This window comes from Methylobacter sp. Wu1 (assembly GCF_036553575.1).
Lineage (GTDB): Bacteria > Pseudomonadota > Gammaproteobacteria > Methylococcales > Methylomonadaceae > Methylobacter.
Window position 1 is genome coordinate 51,703 of sequence record NZ_JAZHOC010000081.1, and the last position, 21,691, is coordinate 73,393.

23 protein-coding genes are annotated in these 21,691 nt (G+C 48.0%); 6 read left to right on the top strand and 17 right to left on the bottom strand.

Annotation, left to right across the window (positions count from 1 at the left end):
- Positions 1-4 precede the first annotated feature (4 nt).
- The 8 genes from V2P20_RS19205 to bioB all read right to left on the bottom strand — a co-directional run bounded on the left by V2P20_RS19205 (position 5) and on the right by bioB (position 7,008).
- A complete protein-coding gene (locus V2P20_RS19205; RefSeq protein WP_331821207.1) occupies positions 5-1,153 on the bottom strand; it encodes a hypothetical protein in 1,149 nt (382 codons plus the stop codon).
- Positions 1,143-1,880 carry a hypothetical protein gene (locus tag V2P20_RS19210; protein ID WP_331821208.1) on the bottom strand — a complete coding sequence of 246 codons (738 nt, stop codon included), beginning with the start codon at positions 1,878-1,880 and terminating at the stop codon, positions 1,143-1,145. Before V2P20_RS19210 ends, V2P20_RS19205 begins: the two co-directional genes overlap by 11 nt.
- A gap of 255 nt (positions 1,881-2,135) precedes the next feature.
- Entirely contained in the window at positions 2,136-2,534 is a 399-nt protein-coding gene (locus tag V2P20_RS19215; RefSeq protein WP_331821210.1) for a bacteriohemerythrin, read from the bottom strand.
- Positions 2,535-2,617: 83 nt separating this feature from the next.
- Positions 2,618-3,292: a dethiobiotin synthase gene (bioD, locus tag V2P20_RS19220; RefSeq protein ID WP_331821212.1), complete on the bottom strand. Its 675-nt coding sequence runs from the start codon at positions 3,290-3,292 to the stop codon at positions 2,618-2,620.
- 4 nt (positions 3,293-3,296) lie between these two features.
- The gene (bioC, locus tag V2P20_RS19225; protein WP_331821214.1) at positions 3,297-4,076 is read right to left on the bottom strand and encodes a malonyl-ACP O-methyltransferase BioC; all 780 of its coding nucleotides are present in this window, start codon (positions 4,074-4,076) and stop codon (positions 3,297-3,299) included.
- Positions 4,077-4,086: 10 nt separating this feature from the next.
- The gene (gene bioH, locus V2P20_RS19230) at positions 4,087-4,857 is read right to left on the bottom strand and encodes a pimeloyl-ACP methyl ester esterase BioH (protein ID WP_331821216.1); all 771 of its coding nucleotides are present in this window, start codon (positions 4,855-4,857) and stop codon (positions 4,087-4,089) included.
- Positions 4,854-6,014 carry an 8-amino-7-oxononanoate synthase gene (gene bioF, locus V2P20_RS19235; RefSeq protein WP_331821218.1) on the bottom strand — a complete coding sequence of 387 codons (1,161 nt, stop codon included), beginning with the start codon at positions 6,012-6,014 and terminating at the stop codon, positions 4,854-4,856. Before bioF ends, bioH begins: the two co-directional genes overlap by 4 nt.
- On the bottom strand, positions 6,007-7,008 hold the full coding sequence (gene bioB, locus V2P20_RS19240) for a biotin synthase BioB (protein WP_331821220.1): 1,002 nt from the start codon (positions 7,006-7,008) through the stop codon (positions 6,007-6,009). The genes bioF and bioB overlap by 8 nt, the downstream gene beginning before the upstream one ends.
- 66 nt (positions 7,009-7,074) lie before the next feature.
- Between bioB and V2P20_RS19245 the strand changes: the two genes are divergently transcribed.
- The gene (locus V2P20_RS19245) at positions 7,075-7,782 is read left to right on the top strand and encodes a ComF family protein (RefSeq protein WP_331821221.1); all 708 of its coding nucleotides are present in this window, start codon (positions 7,075-7,077) and stop codon (positions 7,780-7,782) included.
- 16 nt (positions 7,783-7,798) lie between these two features.
- On the opposite strand, the gene waaA is transcribed toward V2P20_RS19245, so the two are convergent.
- From waaA to rpsF, 5 genes are all read right to left on the bottom strand, one after another.
- Positions 7,799-9,073: a lipid IV(A) 3-deoxy-D-manno-octulosonic acid transferase gene (gene waaA / locus V2P20_RS19250; RefSeq protein ID WP_331821223.1), complete on the bottom strand. Its 1,275-nt coding sequence runs from the start codon at positions 9,071-9,073 to the stop codon at positions 7,799-7,801.
- An 81-nt stretch (positions 9,074-9,154) separates the two neighbouring features.
- A complete protein-coding gene (gene rplI / locus V2P20_RS19255) occupies positions 9,155-9,604 on the bottom strand; it encodes a 50S ribosomal protein L9 (RefSeq protein ID WP_331821224.1) in 450 nt (149 codons plus the stop codon).
- A gap of 45 nt (positions 9,605-9,649) precedes the next feature.
- Positions 9,650-10,498, bottom strand: coding sequence for a hypothetical protein (locus tag V2P20_RS19260; RefSeq protein WP_331821226.1), 849 nt, complete (start codon positions 10,496-10,498; stop codon positions 9,650-9,652).
- A 63-nt stretch (positions 10,499-10,561) separates the two neighbouring features.
- A complete protein-coding gene (rpsR, locus tag V2P20_RS19265) occupies positions 10,562-10,789 on the bottom strand; it encodes a 30S ribosomal protein S18 (protein ID WP_194968495.1) in 228 nt (75 codons plus the stop codon).
- A gap of 29 nt (positions 10,790-10,818) precedes the next feature.
- A complete protein-coding gene (gene rpsF, locus V2P20_RS19270) occupies positions 10,819-11,268 on the bottom strand; it encodes a 30S ribosomal protein S6 (protein WP_194968494.1) in 450 nt (149 codons plus the stop codon).
- Positions 11,269-11,778: 510 nt separating this feature from the next.
- On the opposite strand from rpsF, the gene V2P20_RS19275 reads away from it, so the two are divergent.
- Both V2P20_RS19275 and V2P20_RS19280 read left to right on the top strand, forming a co-directional pair.
- Positions 11,779-13,029: an HlyC/CorC family transporter gene (locus V2P20_RS19275; RefSeq protein WP_331821229.1), complete on the top strand. Its 1,251-nt coding sequence runs from the start codon at positions 11,779-11,781 to the stop codon at positions 13,027-13,029.
- Positions 13,030-13,139: 110 nt separating this feature from the next.
- Positions 13,140-13,775, top strand: coding sequence for an FHA domain-containing protein (locus V2P20_RS19280; protein ID WP_331821231.1), 636 nt, complete (start codon positions 13,140-13,142; stop codon positions 13,773-13,775).
- Between the two features lie 60 nt (positions 13,776-13,835).
- On the opposite strand, the gene radA is transcribed toward V2P20_RS19280, so the two are convergent.
- From radA to V2P20_RS19295, 3 genes are all read right to left on the bottom strand, one after another.
- Entirely contained in the window at positions 13,836-15,212 is a 1,377-nt protein-coding gene (radA, locus tag V2P20_RS19285) for a DNA repair protein RadA (protein ID WP_331821233.1), read from the bottom strand.
- A 119-nt stretch (positions 15,213-15,331) separates the two neighbouring features.
- Positions 15,332-16,051 carry a SprT family zinc-dependent metalloprotease gene (locus V2P20_RS19290; RefSeq protein ID WP_331821267.1) on the bottom strand — a complete coding sequence of 240 codons (720 nt, stop codon included), beginning with the start codon at positions 16,049-16,051 and terminating at the stop codon, positions 15,332-15,334.
- 348 nt (positions 16,052-16,399) lie between these two features.
- Positions 16,400-16,795, bottom strand: coding sequence for a group II truncated hemoglobin (locus tag V2P20_RS19295; protein ID WP_331821269.1), 396 nt, complete (start codon positions 16,793-16,795; stop codon positions 16,400-16,402).
- A 130-nt stretch (positions 16,796-16,925) separates the two neighbouring features.
- Here V2P20_RS19295 and V2P20_RS19300 point away from each other — a divergent pair, with 130 nt between their 5' ends.
- From V2P20_RS19300 to V2P20_RS19310, 3 genes are all read left to right on the top strand, one after another.
- Positions 16,926-17,594: a Bax inhibitor-1/YccA family protein gene (locus V2P20_RS19300; protein ID WP_331821235.1), complete on the top strand. Its 669-nt coding sequence runs from the start codon at positions 16,926-16,928 to the stop codon at positions 17,592-17,594.
- Positions 17,581-18,252, top strand: coding sequence for a hypothetical protein (locus V2P20_RS19305; protein WP_331821237.1), 672 nt, complete (start codon positions 17,581-17,583; stop codon positions 18,250-18,252). The genes V2P20_RS19300 and V2P20_RS19305 overlap by 14 nt, the downstream gene beginning before the upstream one ends.
- 314 nt (positions 18,253-18,566) lie before the next feature.
- Positions 18,567-18,944, top strand: coding sequence for an Hpt domain-containing protein (locus V2P20_RS19310; RefSeq protein ID WP_331821239.1), 378 nt, complete (start codon positions 18,567-18,569; stop codon positions 18,942-18,944).
- A 49-nt stretch (positions 18,945-18,993) separates the two neighbouring features.
- Here V2P20_RS19310 and V2P20_RS19315 read toward each other — a convergent pair whose 3' ends face one another.
- The gene (locus tag V2P20_RS19315; protein ID WP_331821241.1) at positions 18,994-21,627 is read right to left on the bottom strand and encodes a FimV/HubP family polar landmark protein; all 2,634 of its coding nucleotides are present in this window, start codon (positions 21,625-21,627) and stop codon (positions 18,994-18,996) included.
- Positions 21,628-21,691 lie beyond the last annotated feature (64 nt).

The following is a 21,691-nucleotide window of genomic DNA, read 5'->3' on the forward strand; positions in this document are numbered from 1 at the left end:
AACTTTATGATTTGTTTCCGCGTAATTTGCTAAGAATTCGAGTTAATAATCCCTGCCGCTCAGTATTTTTCTTGATAGCTGGCGGTTGGATGATTTCATCGGATTGCCGTTTAGCTTGTTTAACCAAGCCAAGTGCATGCGCTGCGCTGATAAAAACAAATACATATTGAGGTTTAATTTTTAAAGTTTCAGCAATATCAGGTAAGGTTCTCGGCCCCGCTATAAGCAATGCCGAAATCCTTAATGCATGGGGCGTAACAATGAGACGCGTAAAGTTCGGCCAGTGTTTTAAAAAAACCGGCCTATCAATATCCAGGGCAACCGGATAGCGGCCTCTGGATGACCATACGGCCAGTTTCCATAAAAAGGCGTCCACATTATGGAATTTATCCAACTCTCTGTTGGCAGATAAGGCATGTGCGCTGGCCGGAGTAAGCGACATGCCTGCGCCTGACAGGCTTTTTATTGGTAAGCCGGCAAACGACCTCAGCTGTTTGTCATCCGCATCGAACCAGATTTCATGATTATGAGGGAAGATAATCAGCGACTTCCAACCAGAGTTGAGATGTAATACCTGCTTTTTTGTCTGCGCTATAAGGCAAGCGGACTGAAAATAGCCCTGAAAATATTCTTTAGGATTGTAAGAAGCACTGAGAAATTGCTTCGGATCATTCACATCCAGACCAGGAATGGAGCCTATAAACGCATTGAAATTCCCTTCATCAAGATGCATCGCCGTTTGATGTTTGGATGTCTTTTGGCGCTCATCCGTATTTATAAACAGCTTCTTGCTAGTCTGAACATTTTCATTCGATTTCTGCTTCACAGCCAACAAAGCTTCGGCTTTGCTCAAGGCCTCTAACATCTCGACCGTCTTGATCGGCTTTCTTACATACAATGCATTATCCAGTTTCAGTTCCTGCAAAGATAATACAATAATGGGCCTGCTAGAGTTCTCAGCCAATTTCTGTTCAAGCAATGTTTTGGCATTGATGGAATCGGCATCAATTATATCGACTTCAGCGTCCAAATCTTCAACGACAGCCGCGGCTCCTTTGCAAGGACCTTGAAGATACATCACCATTGTTTTATAAGTGCGCCCATCCATGCCGTGGAGCGCAACTTTTAAAGAGCTTTTGCGTTTATCGTTCATTGCTAGCGCTCATGAAAAGCGTCATTAATTCATCCCAACCATCAGGTTTAGGTATATTCAAGCTGGCGAAAAATTCAACCATTTTTTTCAATCCTGAAATATCCTGTGTTGATTTATAAAGTTCTAACAAGCTCTGATGTAACTCCAGCCTGTGCGGTTCGTTTATGATAGCGTTTTCCAGCACATCTTTTGCCTCGGATAGCTGACTATATTCAATATAATCACGCGCCAAATCCAACGGATCATATGCTTGTTCATCTGAAGAGATGACCTGCTGCACTAGGCTTTGAGTACCGAGCAGCCCTTTTGTGAAAATGGAATATTGATTTCCTTCTAACAGTGCAACATCCATTTCGTTCATCATAAATGCCCTTAACGATTTATACTGCTCCCGAGATAATTTAGAGCTTGTCCCGATTATCATGCGCCGACTGATGTCCGCGCCGCGCCGTTCTAAAATAACCAGAAAATCAACAAGCGCGGCAAAAAGCTGTTCCGATAAATTTGCATGGTAACAATAATAGATACGCTGAATATGAGTAATTAATTGCCTGGGCTTTCTGGAAATGCGAAAAACAAGATTTCTCAAGACCTGATCAGGTAATCCGTTATCGACAAAACTAAAAGCATCCGAATCTGATGGCGGAAAAATATTATTCCACTCGTGGAATCCATGAGTGTCATTTTGTCCCTCACCGCAAGTAATCAATTTCTGGCAAATAATCATGCATTAACTCTCAAAATTCATGCGAAAGATTTTCTACATGAATTTTAGCTGTTTTTACTTAAAAAAACAGATACAAGGGGTTAAAAACTAAAAATATAATTAAATTTGCCTGAACTCTATATAATTTGAAGAACATATGCATAATGATATGCTCTATGCACAAAGTGTGCCAATTGAGTTTTTGCTTTATGATAAAAAAAAGGCTTGTGAAACGTCGCTTCACAAGCCTTTTTAGACTTATGGAATGACTATTCCTCAGCTATTCAATGCATCGGCATAAGCCTTATCAAATACAGGGATGTGATTATCCAACCAACCTTTCACCATTTGACCGACTTCTTCGGTAACTTCAGCCTCGCCGGCATGAAATTTTGTTTGCAGCCCGGCGCATATACCGATTAAAGCCTCATGCTCGGCCTTGTGGGCAGTGTAATTACTGAAGTCTTTTGCCAGCATTTCTCTTTCTTCATGAGCAAAATGCCCTACGACATAAGAGATCAAATCATCCAGCTGGGCACCCACAGCGGAACGATCTGCGCCACCGGTTGCCAGATCATATAATTTATTCAATTTATCAAACAGAATTTGATGCTCTTCATCAGCGAACCCTACATTAGTGCCGAATTGTTCAGCTGTCCAAGTGATTAAAGCCATAAATGTACTCCTCAAAATTGTTATAGTAATTAATAACCGCACAAAAATTATAGTTTTTACTCTCTCTCAAATGTTGACCTAAATCAATTTTTACTTAGATCAACCGAGAGATTTAATGAGAATGCATCAAAGTCAGCTTGAGCAGAGTACGGCAATACGCCTAGTAAAGGCGAATCCAAGGAGGTAGCTATAGTTTGAATATTTTCATCCAGGCTCAACAAGCCAGGTTCAGTGCACATTGCAATCCAGCCTGCGCAAGGCACACCCGAAGAGCGAATGGATTGGTAAGTTAATCTTGCATGATTGATGCAGCCCAGCCTGATCGCCACGACGATAATAACCGGCAGGGCCAGCGCTTTTGCAAGGTCGGCAATATCTTCAGTAGCATTGATCGGCGACATCCAGCCGCCAGCCCCCTCAACCAACAGAATGTCAGCCTTTTTTTTCAAAGTATCAAAGTCGGCAACAATTTTATGTAGCCGCACCGGATTATCGGCACCGGCAATATGAGGCGAGACGGGCGCTTCATAGGCATAAGGGTTAATCAGTTCATATTCAACAGATAATGAGGCATTTTCCTGAATCAGCAATGCATCTTCATTTCGCAAGACACCGTTTTGCATCAGGCATCCGGACGCTACCGGCTTCATGCCGACGACGGATTTGCCCAGCCTCTTGAAATAACGCATCAGCGCAATCGTAGCCCAGGTTTTTCCAACGCTGGTATCAGTACCGGTAATGAAATAACCCTGCTTCATGCCGTCACGCCTGCGCTGTAATCATGATAACTTCGAAAGTCGCCGGGATTAGGCCCTGGGATCTATAGGCTTCATAAGCCGCAATCATGCCCTGCATCTGCGTTTTGGTGGTGATGCTCCTGTTGCGCCCAGCCGTCACGTTATGCGCCCCGATATGCTTCAGCTCTTTCATCAACGCCAAAACGGAGTCATAAGCCGGCCTGTGCATCTTGCTTTCCATCTTTATCTGACGAAAGCCGGCTCTCTTAAGAAAACAACCGATCTGCTCCTGATTATAAAACTCGTTAACGTGACTATAGCCATCAACCGTCGCCCATGCACTCTTCAATTCCCACAGGGTATGCGGGCCGAATGTCGAACAAACCAACTGGCGCCCAGGCTTTAGCGTGCGCTTGATATCGGTGAAAACTTCCTCCAGATTTTCGCACCATTGCAAAGCCAGATTCGAAAACACGTGATCGGCAATATGACTGGCAACCGGCAATGATTCCGCATCGGCGCACAAGTACATGACATTATCAGCATCAGCCAGTTTTCTGCGCGTGGTTTGCAGCATAGGCAATGCAATATCCAGCGCCAGCATGTACTTGCTGCCCGGCCAAGCCAATAATTCCGCGGTTAAAAACCCGGTACCGCAACCGATATCCAGTATCGTACCGGTCAACCTGTCTGTTTCGATACGGATCAGCAGGTCTCTGCCTACCGTGCGCTGCAATTCGGCGACAGCATCGTAAGATGCACAGGCTGCAGAAAAAGAGCGCTTGACTTTGCTTTTATCTAACATGAAACAGCACTCATGCTTGACCAAGAAAACGAGAAACAATAGCCAGTACCTCTTGCTGGTGCGATAAAAACGGCACGTGCCCGGCCTGTTCAATAATATTGACTTCGCAACCGGCATTCAGCTGTGATAACTGCCGACCGACTGCGACAGGAATCAGCATATCTTTGCCGCCCAATATGGCCGATACAGGGCATTTCAGCCTGGACAGGGCCGGCCTGAGGTCCGACTGTTTCAAGATAGCCAGACCGCTCTGCAATACCTGCAAGTCCGGCATAGCGCATTCGTACACGGATTCTCTCAGCTCTTTCAATATAATCTTGTAATCCGTCAGGCCATTCACCTGCAGAGCCAGAAAACGTGATAAGGTCGCCTGACAATTATCATTCAAGCCATCGGCAAACGCATCCAGCAAACGCGCTTCCATACCAGGCCAGGCTTCTGTCTGCATAAACAGCGGATTGCCGGCCAGCAACACCAGCGAGTTAACGTGTTCGGGAAAGCGCTCCGCGATGTCGAGCACGACCGTCGCGCCCAAAGACCAGCCCAGCCAACTGCATGGCTGTTCGGGCAGCGAATTGACCAATGCAACGCTAATCTGCTCCAGTGTAAACGGACTGGTTTTTTCGCTGCGCCCATGTCCCGGCAAATCGATACAAGTGACTCGGCAATGCCGTGCCAGCGCCCTGGCAAAATCCCGCCACACGCCGGAGTGCATGGCCCAGCCGTGCACAAGCACAACCGGCGCGCCCCGGCCGAATGTTTCACTATGGAGTTTCATCATGGATGCAAGTTATCCAGTGCGGCAAGCAACCGGTCGACGTGTTGCTCTTCATGTTGCGCCGAGAAAGTCACACGCAACCTGGCGCTGCCCTGCGGCACGGTGGGCGGGCGTATCGCGCTGATCAGCAATCCTTCGTTCAGCAGGGCATTGCTGATGTCAACAGCGCGCTGACTGTCGCCTATTAAAACAGGCTGAATGGCCGAGGAAGACGGCATCAACTGCAGACCGAGCTGCTGTGCGCCTTGCCTGAAGCGCTCGGACAACAGTTTGAGCTTGTCCCGGCGCCAGCTTTCGGCCACGACTATTTTTAAGCTGGCCCTTGTCGCTTCGGCAACGGCCGCCGGCAATGCTGTTGTGTAAATATAAGTTCGGGCTTTTTGGATCAGCGTTTCGATCAATACCTCAGAGCCTGCCACGAAGGCGCCGAACGTGCCGAAGGCCTTGCCCAACGTACCGATCAGTATCGGCACATCGTCCTGGCCGAGACCATAGTAGTCAACGATGCCACGGCCCTGTTCGCCAATCACGCCCAAGCCATGCGCATCGTCGACCATCAGCCAGGCATCATGTTTTTTTGCCGTTTCCGACAATGACTGCAACGGCGCAAAATCGCCGTCCATGCTGAAGACGCCGTCTGTCACGATCAACTTGCGTCCTTTTGCTGTTGCGATATTGGCATCCAAATGACTGACGTCACCATGGGCATAACGATTGAACCTAGCTCCGGAAAGCAGACCGCCATCCAGCAAGGAAGCATGGTTCAAGCGGTCTTCGAACACCGTATCGCCTCGCCCGGCCAAGGCTGAAATAACGCCCATGTTCGCCATATAACCGGTCGAAAACAGCAAAGCCCTGTCCCGGCCGGTAAAGACTGCCAGTTCGTCCTCCAGAGCATGATGAGCGTTGCTGTGGCCGCAGATCAGATGCGCCGACCCGCTGCCAACCCCGTAACGATCGACACCTGCCTTAAACGCCTGCACAACGGCAGGATGATTGGCCAGCCCCAGGTAATCGTTGCTGCAAAAATTCAGCACTTTCCTGCCGTCGATCTGCAGATGAATACCCTGAGGCGATTCCGTAATACGCCGCGAACGGTATAACCCCTGCCCGGCAATAGCTTCGAGATTGCCGGCCAAAGCCGAGAATGCATCAGTCATTCGCGTAGCTGGAACCGCCTGAATGCAAGCCCAAACGCTCGAATAGCCGACGATCATGGTTGGTCATCGGGTTGTCGGTCGTCAACAATTTGTCGCCGTAAAAGATCGAGTTGGCGCCGGCCAGAAAACACAAAGCCTGCATTTCATCACTCATCTTGTTGCGGCCAGCGGACAGACGCACGCGCGACTTAGGCATCATGATGCGGGCCACGGCGATGGTTCTGATGAAAATAAGCGGATCCAGCGCTTCGGTGCCCATCAGCGGCGTGCCTTCGACCTGCACCAGCATATTAACCGGTACGCTTTCAGGGTGTTTGGGCAGATTGGCCAGCTCTATCAGCAGCTTTGAGCGGTCGACATCGCTTTCGCCCATACCGACGATGCCGCCGCAACAGACGTTAATGCCAGCATCTCTGACGCGCGCCAACGTATCGAGCCGATCCTGATAAGTGCGCGTCGTGATAACCTCGGAATAATAATCTTCCGACGTATCCAGATTGTGATTGTAGTAATCGAGTCCGCCTTCCTTGAGTCTCGCTGTCTGCGTATCAGTCAGCATGCCCAACGTGACGCAGGTTTCCATGCCCAGCGCCTTGACACCCTGCACCATTTCGACCACGCGCTCGATGTCTCTGTCTTTCGGCTGGCGCCAGGCCGCGCCCATGCAGAACCGGGAAGCGCCTTGCTCCTTGGCTTTTTGGGCGGCTTTCAAAACAGCATCAACCGACATTAGCGCTTCGGGCGTCAAATCCGAATCATAGCGCGCGCTTTGCGGGCAATAACCGCAATCTTCCGAGCATGAACCGGTCTTAATGCTCAGCAGGCTGCTCACCTGAATCTCATTCGGATCGAAGTTCTCTCTATGAATCGTTTGCGCTTTAAAAATCAGATCATTAAACGGCAACGCATAAAGCGCTTGAACTTCATCCAATTGCCAGTCATGACGAGTGGTCGTCGACTGTTGGGTCGGGCTTATTGCAGGGCTTGCAGACATTCTGTTAATCTCCGGCTACATTATTATTTTAAGGAAGACAGTCACGGTACTTGTCAACCTATTCACATGAAAATAGATTACAACTGGATCGATATTATACAGGATTACCTGCTTCCGCCTATCTGCATCTTATGCGGAAACGCTGGCTTTTCCTCTCGCGACCTCTGCCATTCCTGTTATCGGCATTTACACAGAAACGACCCGTGCTGTTATCGCTGTGCCGAACCTTTTGAAACGCCGACGGCAATAACGGTTCTATGCGGCCGCTGCCAAAGCCGAACGCCGGCCTATGATCGAACTTACGCGCCGTTCGTACATCAAGGCGCCATGCGGCACCTGATTACCTCATTAAAATTCCATGCCCACTACAAGAATGCGCGCCTGTTGGGGCAATTACTGGCGGAACATATCAGAGAGACAGCAGAAAGGCCGGACTGCATCATGCCCGTACCGCTGCATAAAGCCCGCTACCGCCAGCGCGGATTCAACCAGTCTATTGAAATAGCCAGAACCGTCGCCCGTGAATTACAACTGCCTATCGATCTTTCGTCCTGCCAGAGGCATCGCAATACGCCGCACCAAACCGGCTTGCCGGCCAGGCAGCGGCGTAAAAACCTGAAAAATGCCTTCTCGCTGACGAAGCCGATTCAAGTCAAACACATAGCCATTATCGATGATGTCATGACGACCGGTTCTACCGTAGATGAGCTTGCCGCGCTATTGAAAAAAGCCGGGGCCAGCCGGGTTGATGTCTGGGCATGCGCCAAAGCCTGAATTGCGTTGAATCGATTCAGCGCGCCGCTTGAGTAATGGCCTGACCAAGCATATCAGAGAGTTTGGCTTTCGCGCCCCGGTTCTGGCGGACAAATACCTTGGCTTTTTCAATTAACGACGCCCTATAGCCGGCATCTTCATATATTGAATAGACGGCTTTGACAATATCTTCTTTATTTTGACATTGTATGGCCGCGCCATGCCGCAGAATTCCTCCGGCAATCTCTTTAAAATTGGCCATAAAAGGTCCAAACATTACCGGCACGCCCACTGCAGCAGGTTCCAGTACATTATGCCCGCCTATCGCCACCATGCTGCCGCCGACAAACGCGACATCGGCGCTCGCATACAGCATCTTCAATTCCCCCATGGTATCGGCCAGATATACATCGATATCCTGATGACAATCCTCACTGGATGTGCGCGTTATTACTGACAACTGCCGCAGCTTACACAATCTCTCGACTTCGCCGAAGCGCTCGGGATGCCTCGGCACCAGCACCAGCAACAGTCCGGGAATTCGCAGTTTTATCTGTTTATAAATATCAAGAAATATCGCTTCTTCATCTTTATGCGTACTGGCAATAATCCAGACGAACCGGCTCTTGAACAAATCCTTTTTTAACTGCCGGCCCTGTTCTATCGTTTCATTGGCAATGTCAATGTCAAACTTGATATTGCCGGCGACAGTTACCTGCCGTTTTTCGGCGCCGATAGCAATGAATCGGTCCGCATCATCCTGGGTTTGCGCGGCAATTGATTTAACTTGCGCCAAGGCAGGACGAACCAGTGAGGGAATTTTTTGATAACCGCGCGCCGATTTTTCAGATAACCGGGCATTGATCATATAGAGCGGAATACCGTTTCTGCCGCAGCAGGCGAACAGATTGGGCCAGATTTCCGTCTCCACAATCACGGCGATGCTCGGTTTAAAGCAACGCATAAAACGATTGACAGCGCCGGGCGTATCATACGGCAAATAAACATGCTCAACCGTTTCCTGCAGCGCCGCCTTGACACGTGCGGATCCGGTCGGCGTCGTGGTCGTTATTAAAAGTCGCGCATCAGGATGCAGAGTTTGTATTTGCCGGATTAACGGAAATAAAGCTTCAGCCTCGCCGACTGAAACGGCATGGAACCAGATGACGCCTGGCGCATAATGTTTAGGGTAATAGGCAAGCCGTTCGAGCCATCGATGGCGGTAGGCAGGCGCTTTGACACTCCGCCAAAGCAGGCGGCACAGTATAAAAGGGACGAGCAGGTAAAAAAGGAGTGAATAGAAAAAACGCATGCTAGAAAGGCGCAAGGTGCAAAGCGCAAGGGTTGAAAAGCCGTCGCTTACCTTTTGCCTTGCACCTTTTGCCTTTAACTATTACGCTTCAGCAACGATTTTGACAGGCATCGTTACGACGACATCGGTATGCAGGTTGATGTCGATGTCGTATTCGCCAACTTGACGAATGACGCCTTTCGGCATGCGCACTTCCTGCTTTTCAACCGCAACACCTGCTGCAGTGATCGCATCAGCGATATTGTGTGTACCGATAGAGCCGAACAGTTTGCCTTCGTCCCCCGCTTTGTGCGTAATGACGACTTCAAGCTTGCTCAGTGCATTCGCACGTGCTTGAGCGGCAGCCAATTTTTCAGCGGCGATTTTTTCAAGCTCTGCGCGGCGCGCTTCGAATTCAGCAATTTTCTTAGCCGTTGCAGCAACAGCCTTGCCTTGTGGAACCAGATAGTTTCTGCCATAGCCGGGTCTAACTGTGACTTTATCGCCCAGATTACCCAAGTTTGCTATCTTTTCAAGAAGAATAACTTCCATCTTTTAATACCTCACCTTTCGGTTTTAGCTAATTATTTTGCGCCGTCAGGCGTTAGTTTGATTTGAAATTTTGTTTCGTAAGTTCATCCATGCGTCGCTTAAGCCCACTAAAGCCACGGGCAACATGGCATGGGGTATCAAAAACAATGTCAGATAAAACATCGGCACCAGATAGCGGCCGAGTTTCATCGAAGCAAAAACCGCATGCAGTACGGCCGTTCCGATACAGGTGTACAACACAAACAGCAAAATAGTCATATTCCAGGCAACCTCGGAGAGCGCTCCGGAACTTGCCCAGGCAACCGCCACAACGACTATACTGCCCATTGCCAGCCGGGGTTTCGTGTGCAGCGACAGAAACTCTTGCTTGAAGCCGCCGGGGTTATAAAGCACCGATTGCCACCAGCGCCCTAGAAACAGGCCAAACAACAAGCCGAATACGGTTCCTGCTGCCGCCACTCCGGTCATATAATGAGACAGAACATCCAAAGTGCGTTGAATCTCATCAACAGGCACATTGGGCGGCACCATATGGGAAAGAGCCTCTTTCCACATGGCTGCAGGCTCCGCCTCATAGAGGTAGAAACCAACAACCCCGAGTACACCTATCAACACCGCAAATTCAACCGCCAGAGATAAATGACGCCCTTCTCTCAAGACAATTGAAATCAACCAGACGGGCAGCCACAACACCATGCTGTAAAGCAAGGCAAACTGGTAACTACCCAACAGGAAGAGCCCCAGTAATGAGGCCGCCGCACTTGAACAGACTAAAACATACAAGCCTTCAAAAGCGCCCCGCCTCAATGTGACGAGAGCAACAGAGGCTGAACTTACTATACTTACCGGAGGCATAATCAGCGATAGCAATGCGAGGCTGGAAGCCACTATCATGGCTTGCAGCCGTCCCCGCATGATGTAAGCGGCTAAAAAGCTCACTGACGGCCCCGGTACTGATTATTTGTGAGCGTCGCAGAAAGGCAATAATGCAATAAAACGCGCGCGTTTAATTGCCACACCTAACTGTCTTTGATATTTAGCGCTGGTTCCTGTAATACGGCTAGGAACAATCTTGCCGGTTTCAGTAATATAATCGCTTAATAGATCCAGATCTTTATAATCGATCTGTGTGCCGTCGTCTGCGCTGAATCGGCAGAATTTTTTACGTCTTACATTGCGTGCCATAATAATCTCTTGTCCAAGTGTTAAAAGTTTTATTCAGAAGCGATTTCGTCAATGTCGAAACCTTCATCGTCCAGACTGACATCTTCGTCGCTGTCTTCTGCTGCTGCTTCTTTGGCTGCAGCATCTCTAGCTCTGGATTCAGCCGCTCTGCCTTCTTCAGCAGTTGCTGTGGCAATGGGGGATGGCGTAGTGATAGCTTCTTTTTGCAGCAAAGTCATGCTGCGCAAAATGGCATCGTTAAAACGAAAGCCGCTTTCCAGCTCTTCCAATGTAGCTTGATCGCATTCAACATTCATTAACACATAATGAGCTTTATGAATTTTATTGATGGGATAAGCCAGATGCCTACGGCCCCAGTCTTCCAAACGGTGGATTTTGCCGGCTGCGCCTTCGATAGTTGATCTATAACGATCAATCATCGCCGGAACCTGAGAACTTTGGTCGGGATGGACTAAAAAGACAATTTCATAATGTCGCATAATTTTTCCTTACGGTTTAAAGCCTTCCATCTCTCTTGTAAAGATGGTAAAGCAAGGAGAGGCCGAATGCCTCAAAGAACCAACTATTATAGGGGCTTTTTAAAACATTGGAAAGGCCAAACACAAACATCAAGGCAAAAGTAAATCCAGATTAATTAAAAAATCAGCAATATTAGTTTTTTAATCAATTTAGTCTGGAGAAAACTTTCTCATTGCTTGAAGATTCTCAAGTAAGAGACTCAAACGGCAAAACTGAACGATATTTATAGTATTGATTATCTTCGCAGCCATCAATGGCGCGAAAATCAGGATGCCATGAACAGCTCGAAAAACGAACAGAAACCTGATCAATGTCAAAATACCATTACTTTTCAAAGTGTTTTATAACTTTTTTAAATAATTGAAAAATAAATGCAAGCATAAAGATCGCATTCAGCTTACATTCAGGCTTGACAAAAATTTCCCACTGTAGACACTAGAGGAGTTTTCACTACTCAGAGCAATCCTTCTTTGAACGACATACCCCTTAGTATGCTCTTTGGCATACTGGCTTTAATGCTTATTATTTCGGCTTTTTTCTCCGGTTCCGAGACGTCTCTAATGACCCTGAACCGTTACCGTTTGAAACATTTAGTCAAGCTCAAGCATTCAGGCGCCATAAAAGCTCATCATTTGCTGCAAAGACCCGATCACCTAATCAGTCTGATTTTATTGGGCAACAACTTTGTCAACGTTGCCGCCTCGTCAATAACAACAGTCATTGCCATCCGTTTATATGGCGAAAGCGAATCCAGCATTGCCATTGCCGCCGGGATTTTAACTATCGTGCTTCTCATTTTCTCAGAAGTTGCGCCGAAGACACTGGCTGCGGTCAAGCCTGAAATTCTCGCCTTTCCGGCGGCATGGGTCTTCACCCATTTACTGAAGCTCTTCTATCCGATTGTATGGACTGTAAACCTGATCACCGGCCAGCTACTAAATTTGGTCGGCATCAATGTCAAAAAGCACAACCATGACCTGCTCAATAAAGAAGAATTGAAAAGCATCGTGGCTGAAGCAGAAAGCCTAATGCCTTCACGCTACCAGAAAATGCTGATGGGCATACTTGATCTTGAATCGGCGACGGTTGAAGACATCATGACGCCGCGCAATGAAATTGTCGGCATTGACCTCGAATTGCCGATCGAAGAGATCATCCGGCAGATCAAGACCAGCCCGCACACCCGCCTGCCTGTCTATAAAAAAAGCATCGATAGAGTAATCGGTTTCCTGCATTTAAGAAAAGTCCTCATGGTTGTGAATAATGAGGATTTTGACAAACAAACTATTATCAATCAGCTGATCAAGCCTTCTTTCATCCCGGAAAGCACCCCTGTGCATAAACAAATTCATCGTTTTAAAATCGAGAAAATTCGCATCGGACTGGTTGTTGACGAGTACGGAGATGTGGAAGGACTCGTTACTCTGGACGATTTGCTGCAAGAAATAGTGGGCGAACTGATTACCGACGACGTCACCGTCAGAGAACAAAGCGACGGCAGCTTTCTGGTGGATGCCAACATTACCGTAAGAGAACTAAACCGTGTCACGCAATGGTCACTACCGACTGAAGGCCCAAAAACTCTGAACGGACTTATCCTTGAGTTCATGGAAACCATCCCGGAGCCGGGTACCAGTATAAAATTGCACGGCTACCCATTGGAAATTCTAAAGCGCGATGAAAATACCGTTAAATTGGTTAAGTTTCTGCCGCAAAAATAGACAGTTGCATTCATATATCGATAAGCCCCATCAAAAAACCTGTGTTTTTTTGGCTAACTAAAAGAATCCGTCTATAATTAAAACCGTTTAGGAGTTAATTTACGGCAGCAATGGCAAGACTCACTGTTTTCTTTAAAGATAAAGCGATCCACTCAGACCTGTTTGAAAACGGCATTGTACATATTGGCCGCGATGAGACTAATGATTTAACTATCGATAGCCTCGCAGTGGCTCCGGCTCATGCGGCTCTTGTCATTCGCGACGGTAGTTGCATCATCAAGCAGTTGAATGATGATTTTCCATTAATCGTCAATCGTGTAAAAGTTAAAGAATGCCATCTCAATAACAATGACACGATTTCTGTCGGCAAGCATGACATCATCTACAATACAACTGAATCGGCATCAGAGCAGGTTCGGCAGAACGCCGCAAGCAACAAGGACAGCAAGCCGACTGATCATAAAACCGGCGCCCATCCACCCATAACTGCCGCTAATCTGCAGGTTATGGATGGCCCGAATATAGGCAAAATCCTGCTTTTGAAAAATGCAATGACGCGGCTTGGCCATAGCGGTAGCGGCATGGCCGTCATATCGAGAAGAAAAGAAGGCTACTTCATCGCCGCACTGGAAAATAAGAGTCAGATCACAGTCAATAACCAATCATTGGATGACAACTCCCTCAAGCTGAGCAACAATGATGTAATCGTTATTGACGGTACAAGCCTGCAGTTCTTTTTGTGCTAATGAGCCGGCAGGCTAAATTGCACAATAGCCATAAACACAGCTATCCGCCTATCTTCACCATTAAAGATCCGAAAAAATTTCCAGTGCTTCGGAAACATGGGAAACCGCGTGGATTTCCAGTCCTTCAATCGGTTTTCTCGGCGCATTGGCTTTCGGAATAACCGCTTTTTTGAAACCGTGTTTTGCCGCGTCATTAAGGCGCGCATGACCGTTAGCGACAGGCCTGATCTCGCCATTAAGACCAATCTCGCCAAAGAAGAATGCATCGTGCGGAATCACCTTATCCCTCAGGCTGGACACAATCCCCACAACGATAGCCAAATCAGAACTTGTTTCCGTGACTTTGATCCCACCAACCACATTGGCGTAAATCTCGTCATTGCCGGTTAAAATGCCGCCGTGCCGTGCCAGCACAGCCAGCAGCATGGCAAGACGGTTCTGGTCGAAACCGACGGCCAGGCGCCGCGGATTGCCATACTGGCACTCAATAACCAGCGCCTGGATTTCCACCAGCAAAGGCCGCGTACCTTCCCAAAGCACGGTCACAACGCTGCCCGACGATGGTTTTTCGGCCCGGTTCAAAAACATGGCCGACGGATTCTTGACTTCCTTAAGCCCCGAACTGTCCATGGCGAAAAAACCCAGCTCGCCGACACTGCCAAACCGGTTTTTATCGGCCCTTAAAACCCTGAACCGGGCATCATCCGTCGAAGCCAGAATCACCTGCGTATCGACGATATGGCTCAATGTCATGGGACCAGCCAGCGACTGATCCTTGGTGACATGACCGACCATAAAAATGGAAACATTGTGCTTTTTGGCGTACTGAGTCAGGTAGCTGGCCGACTCCCGAACCTGAGAAACTGATCCGGGCGCAGAGTCCGTATCCAGCGTATGCATGACCTGGATCGAATCAATCACCAGAATTTGCGGCTGCACTTCGTCCAGCACATCGCATATGCTCTGTACCGAAGTTTCGGCCAGCATCATGATGTTATCAACCGGCAGCTTGAGCCTGTGCGCTCTTTCGGCAATCTGTTGCAGCGACTCCTCACCGGAGACATAAAGCACTTTCACGCCATCGTTGGCAATATTGGCAATAGCCTGCAGCAAGATAGTGCTCTTGCCGGCCCCCGGCGCGCCGCCGATCAAAACCACGCTGCCCCTGACAATCCCGCCGCCCAAAACACGGTCAAACTCCGAAATCCGGGTGGAAATGCGTTCGGCCTGCGAAAGATTGATGTCAGACAGCAATTTAACTTCCGACCGGCTTCCGGCGTAGCCTGCCATGCGGCCGGAACGACCGGAAGCCGCAGACCCGAGCCTGACTTCCTTGACCGTATTCCATGCGCCGCAGCTCGTGCATTGCCCCGCCCAACGCGGAAAATCCGCTCCGCACTGATCGCAAACAAACGCTGTTTTGTTTTTTTTGCTCATGTTGATTAAGACGATATCAAAACCAAGAAAATATCGTCATCCTCGCTTATCAAATTATTTAATGACTGCAATCCGGTTGCCCTATTAGCTTCTCTGCCTGAGGATGCTTGCGTTAGAAACTACAGTCCCATCATCAGATGGCTGCCATGCTTTTTCAGCCAATGCCTTCGCTGCTGATAATCGGGCAAATGCTCGGCCACCAGTGCCCAGAAATGCCGGGAATGATTTTTAACCTGAATATGGCAAAGTTCATGAACAACCACATATTCCAGCACTTCAGGCGGAGCCATGATCAACAGCCAATTGATATTGATATCGTTGTGAATGCCGCAACTGCCCCAACGGCTCTTTTGGGTCTTGATCTTGATGGACCGCGGAAACAGCTGCCTTTTATCGGCATGGGTGTTTACCAGTCGCTCCACATGCAGCTTTGATGTCGTCTTCATCCAGCGTATCAAGGCTTTTCTGATATCCTCGCCATGCTCTCTGGCAACCAGTGCCTCAGGGACATGAGCAACGAATGTATCTGAAAACTCTATTTTGACCCTTTTTAATGCTGAAGGTTTGACCGCCAATTGATACTGTTTTCCTTGAAAAGGGATGTCGACACCCTGTTTATAATCGGACGGCGCACGACGGCCAAACAGATGACTTTTGGCTTCCATGTTCGCCAAGGTCTGCATGATCCACTGCTGTTTTTCCAGAACAAATTGCTCAATGCGCAGCGGCGAAGCTTTCACGGGCGCTACAACTTCAACCTTGCCGGGTGTTACAACAATGCGTACTCTGGTGGCACGCTGACTGTGGCGAATGTGATAAGAAAAAGGTAGATTAAAAATAACAGCTCTCTAATACAACAAATTATTCTATTTTCCTTAATTTAAGCCCAGTTCCCAAATTGGCCAAGCTGAACCGTCAAAACGATTTCCCAGCGCCTTCGGCTTTAGCCTGCCATGAATTGGCGCTGTCAGACTTGTAAAAAAGCAACATGATGGAGTAATCCTGACCCTATCATCTATGCCGACAGCCAGAAGTTCAAGCGGCGTCATCCAATAATTTTCAGCACTCAATGTATCATATCATTGGTAAATGTAATATCCATATTAACCAGTTTGAGCTCTCTATCTGGATGAATAGCTATTGGGATAAAGTATGCGACTGGCGCGATCTGCATGGATCAGTTGATTTTATTCATGCTGATTAATCATATGAGTAGCCAATTGTTGTAAAGCCTGGCTTAGATTTTCCCTGAAAACTGCATCCATGGGCATTTCGTTTAACGCCTTATTCATGCATAACATCCATTGATCTCTTTCAGATGGCCCTATGGCAAAAGGAAAATGCCGCTGCCGCAAACGTGGATGCCCATACTGCTGGATAAACAGATCGGGGCCACCCAGCCAGCCCGATAGGAACTTGAACAACTTATCGCGGGCCCCTGACAGGCTTTTTGCATGCATAGCCCTAATGCCGGCTGCCTCCTGCATCGTATCCATAAAAAAATAAAAACGATCGACTAGACTTAATAATGCTTTTTCACCGCCGATAAGCTCATAAGGCGTCTTCTGTATAATTTCTGTCATCATTTAACTCTAAAATTACTGCGCTTAAGCCCATATTTTACTCAATTTTTGTTACCAATATCCCGAAACTCTTGTAAGATTTAAAGGTCTTTCTGTTTTGTTAACCTTTTGTTTGAGGAATCTGAATAAAATGAGATTAAATACCGCTGTTTCCCGTCCGGAAGCCAGTATTCTGGCGACCAATAAAATGCTGAAAAACACCTATCTGTTATTGTCAATGACATTGCTTTTCAGCGCGTTGATTGCCGGTGTTTCGATGTATATGAATCTGCCACACCCCGGCATGATCATCACTTTAGTGGGCTATTTCGGCTTGTTGTTCCTGACTGAAAAATTCAAGAACAGCGGCTTGGGTCTGGTTTTTGTCTTTGCATTGACCGGCTTCATGGGCTTAACGCTGGGCCCTATCTTGAACATGTACCTGCATGCCTTCAGCAACGGTCATGAGCTGATCATGACTGCATTAGGCGGAACCGGCGTCATCTTTTTAGGCCTGTCAGGCTACGCCTTAACCACGCGCAAGGATTTCAGCTTTCTGGGCGGCTTCCTGATGGTCGGCATATTGGTAGCGTTTCTGGCGGGTATCGGCGCAATGGTCTTCTCCATGCCTGGTCTATCCCTGGCCGTATCGTCCATGTTTATTCTGCTGATGTCCGGCATGATCCTGTTCCAGACCAGCGCCATCATACACGGCGGTGAAACCAACTATATTTCCGCCACCGTATCGCTGTACGTCTCCATCTACAACCTGTTCCTGAGCTTGTTGCAACTGCTGGGTGTTTTCGGTGGCGACGATTAAACCGTCTCTTGCCGCTCTTATCCTGGGTGCGAAGCAAAGTCCGGCTTATCTGGCCGGACTTTTTATTTTGTTGTTGCTGCTTGCAGGCTGTCAGACTGCGAAAACGCCCGATGAGGTAACGGCGGCATTCTGGGAAGCCTTGATAGACGGCAACCTTAAGACCGCCAAAACCTATGCCACGCCGTCAAGCCGCGATCTGATCGAAAAAGAGCCGTATTTCGAAGATGCGTCAGTGGAAACTGGCCAAATATCCATCAATGGCCCTACCTCGTCGGTAGAGACCATCGTTACCTTGGCAAGTAATGGGGAAACCGGCAAGTCCTTAACTTTTAACACCGTTCTGGCAAAGGAACACGATAAATGGCTGATCGACTACCGGCAAACTCTGATTAATATTTCTAGCCTGCCATTCAATGTTATTCTCAGGAGTTTGCAGGAGATTGGTGACGTCTTGCACAAACAGCTGGGACGGCAACTCCCGTTTATTGAAAAGCAAGTCGAGTCTTTCGGTCAGGAGCTGGAAAAACAACTCCCACTGATTAAAAAACAGATTGAGTCTTTAGGCCAGGAACTGGAAAAGCAACTGGATGAATTCGGGCGTCAATTGGAAGAACCAAGGCCGCCAGACAAGCAATCGCCTCATCCCGGAGCAATTTAGCCACAATATCTATTGCATTCACAGCCTGCAGGCAGACCAATTAAGCCGCCTCGTCATGAGCCGTACGCTTAATAATTCTGATACTAGCGCAGCCTCGCACTTCACGGATGAAGTTAAACATATCGATTCACCCAGATAACGAATCTGCGCAACAGTCAGCCAGTGCCATTGAATTTGTTTCAGTACGCCGTTAGACTGTTGGTTATATCTCACAGGCCAGCACACGAGATATAACAACCACGAAGAATCTGAGACTTAAGAAATACTCATCAGAAAACCATCACTATTTTTAATGCAATCTGCCCAAATCCATTATGATGCTATCCACAAAGCAAGCCGCCAGTTATATCAAGATCCTGCTGGACAAAACACGCGGCAATCATTCTCTTGCTTTAACCATTTTTAAGAAACTATTTGAAGAGCTTCCTGAGCAAATCGATGCCATCAAGGATGCACTGGATAGCCAACAGTACTCAGTTGCCCAGCAAATCACCCATAAATTGCACGGCTCGGCAAGTTTTTGCGGCTTAAACGACATACAAGAACCGGCATGCGCTCTGGAAAGCAATTTATTGAATCATGATTACGAGTCAGCTAATCGGCATTTCCAAGTATTGCGGCGATGCGTCCTGAATTTTACCAGCCATCAGACTGCCATACTCGCCGAGCTTGTCGATAACTCAGGACAATAAAAAAGCCCTTGGCGGGCTTTTTTATTGTGGCAAGACTGGCAGGATAGGATTATTTCAACTCATCAAGCAATTCCAGCGCCACCTTTCTCTGCTCCGACGAGCCTTTTTCATATACCTCATCAGCAATATCTCTGGCCGCCTCGGCATCGCCCATATCAAAATAAGCTTTTGCCAGATCCAGCTTGGTCGCCCATTCGTCCATATCGGACAACTCGGAAACATAAGACTCGCCTTCTTTCCCTTCTGAAACCGGCATGTCCAGATCAAAATTGAACTCAAAATCATCGTGGGCATCCTTATCCGCATCCGCTGAATTATCGACAGTAAAATCGAAATCCTGGAAATTTAAAGTTGCATCATTATCGTCCAGAGTAATTAAATCAAATTCACCGTCCTCTTTTGCTTCGGTTTCATTTGACTTGAAATCAAACGATTCAATTTCCTGCTCACGCGCATCGTCTATACTTTCGCCAACTGATTCTGCGCCGGCCGAGTCTTGTGCTAATAGAGTTAAATCAAAATCAAGACTGCCATTATTTCCATGATCGTCTTCAACTTCAAAAGCCGTCATGTCAAAATCCAGTACAGCATCCTTGTATTCGGCGGCTTCCTGATCAGAAGAAACGTCAAAAGCCATCGCATCGGAATTTGACAGTTTATCATCCTCTGTCTCGATTACATCTTGAGCTGGGGATGAATCAAATTCAAACATCTCAAAATCCATTTCACCGACATCGTCGGATTCCGCAGTAGCATCGTTATGCGCCTCTGTGAAATCGGCATGTTTGTTTTCTTCAACGACCGCACTTTCATTCAAGACAGGCTCAGGAGAAAACAGCGCGGAATCAGGGCAGATTTCACTACCCATCTCAACGACTTTTGCCCAGAAATCAGGCTCATCTTTTTTTCCTGCCGCGGCCAATTCGCTGGCATAAGTCTCAAAAGCCTGTTTATTTTCGTTAGAATAGAAAATTTCCAGCAATTTCAACATGCATTCATCACGGTCCGGCTGCTCTTTAATGGCATGCCGCATGAGTTCTTCCGCTTGTTGGTATCTGCCATAGGCCAGATAAACATCGGCTTCGGAAATCGGGTCAATTTCATTCTGATCCGTATCGAATGCGCCAAAATCGCTGGGCGTAAACTCGCTTAAGAAAGAACTTTCGCCAACTGTGCCGACATTGTAGGCCATGCTGTCGTCAACAATCGGCACAGAGAGATTTTCAGAAGTCTCCGTTCTGTTCCTCCAGCTGGACGATGCAAACATGCTCTCCGCGCTCATTTCCTCATCAATCTTGCGCTTGCGCCACCATAGCCAACCCAGCAAAGATAAAACACCAGCACCTATGCCGCCAACGGCCAGATAATAATTATCGGACTCAGGCTCCGGATGAACAATCGGCTTAGGCTTAGGCTCAGGTGCTGGCTGAGCCGCCGGCTTGGCTGGCTCAACAGCGGCCGGCGGCTGCACAGGCTGTTGCCGTGCAGTCGGGCTTGCCGGTTGATTCTGCAATGAGGCAAGCTGTTCATCTTTTAACGCCAGCAATCTTTGCGTCTCAGCCAGCTGATTTTCAAGCTCAGCCAATTTTTGTTGGGCCGCCGCATCGGTTGCCGCTGCCCCATTCGCGCCTGTAGGAGCAGCCGCCGCCTCAACCTTTGTCTGTTGTGCGTCAGTTGCTGGTTTATCGGCTGTAGGCTGATCGCTTTTTGCAGCGATTGCCACATTTTCGGTCACTGTTGCCTCGGTCGGCGCAATCAGTTTTAAATGATTATCGCCGGCCGTTTCCTTAGCCGCATCTGCCGAAACAGAAGCTGGCTTCTCAACAGAAGCAGTCTTCTCCACCGATGCCGGTTTTTCAGCAGGAGCAGCCTTCTCGACAGGAGCTGACACATCAGCCCGGTTTTTCCAAGCCTCTTTTTGCCGGTTGAATTCAGCCAAGGCATCCTTCCTGGACAACTTCAGAATGGCCTCTTTTTCCGGAATTTTCAGCTTTTTCCCGGCGATCAAGGCGTTCACATTCTGTTTATAGAATGCAGCAGGATTTTGCTGATACAACGCCATCATCATCTGTTCCATGGATACATCACGGTGATTGTTCACGCGCTTGGCTACCTTCCAGAGCGAGTCATTCCTATTGACGATGACATACCCTTTCTCAATGCCTGCAGTACGTTGCGGTCCTGCCTGTGGCCTTGGCGCCTGTTGACGTTGAGGGGCAATATCCTGCTCCGGCTCGTAAGGCTCGTAGCTTTCGACGCGCGTCGAGACAGGGATCGTGGCTTGGCTATAAGCGGCAGGAGGATCCACCAGTACGGTAAACTCCCGATATAGATTGCCTTTAGGCCAGCTTACTTCGAGCAGCAGATCCAGAACGGGCTCTTTTAATGCTTCTCTTGAACTGAGCTTGATAACAACCGAACCATTAGGGCCGACAACCGGTTCAAATTTGATTTTTGACAGGAAATACGACCACGGTACTCCTGCCTCATCAAATTTATCAGGTGGGGCCAGATTTACTTTGATATCAGCAGCGTTTTCACCTGCCGAAACAACCAAAGGGATCTCAGCATTCAGATTCTGATTAAGGGCTGAGTGCAATTTAATATCGCCAATCCCTAACGGATGAGCACCAACTGGCGCCAGTAATGAAACAACCGCTAAAGTTTTAGTTAAATTGCGCACATTGCCTCCTCCACAAATATTTACCACAGTCTCTTACCGTGAACAATCAAATTACAGATAAGCT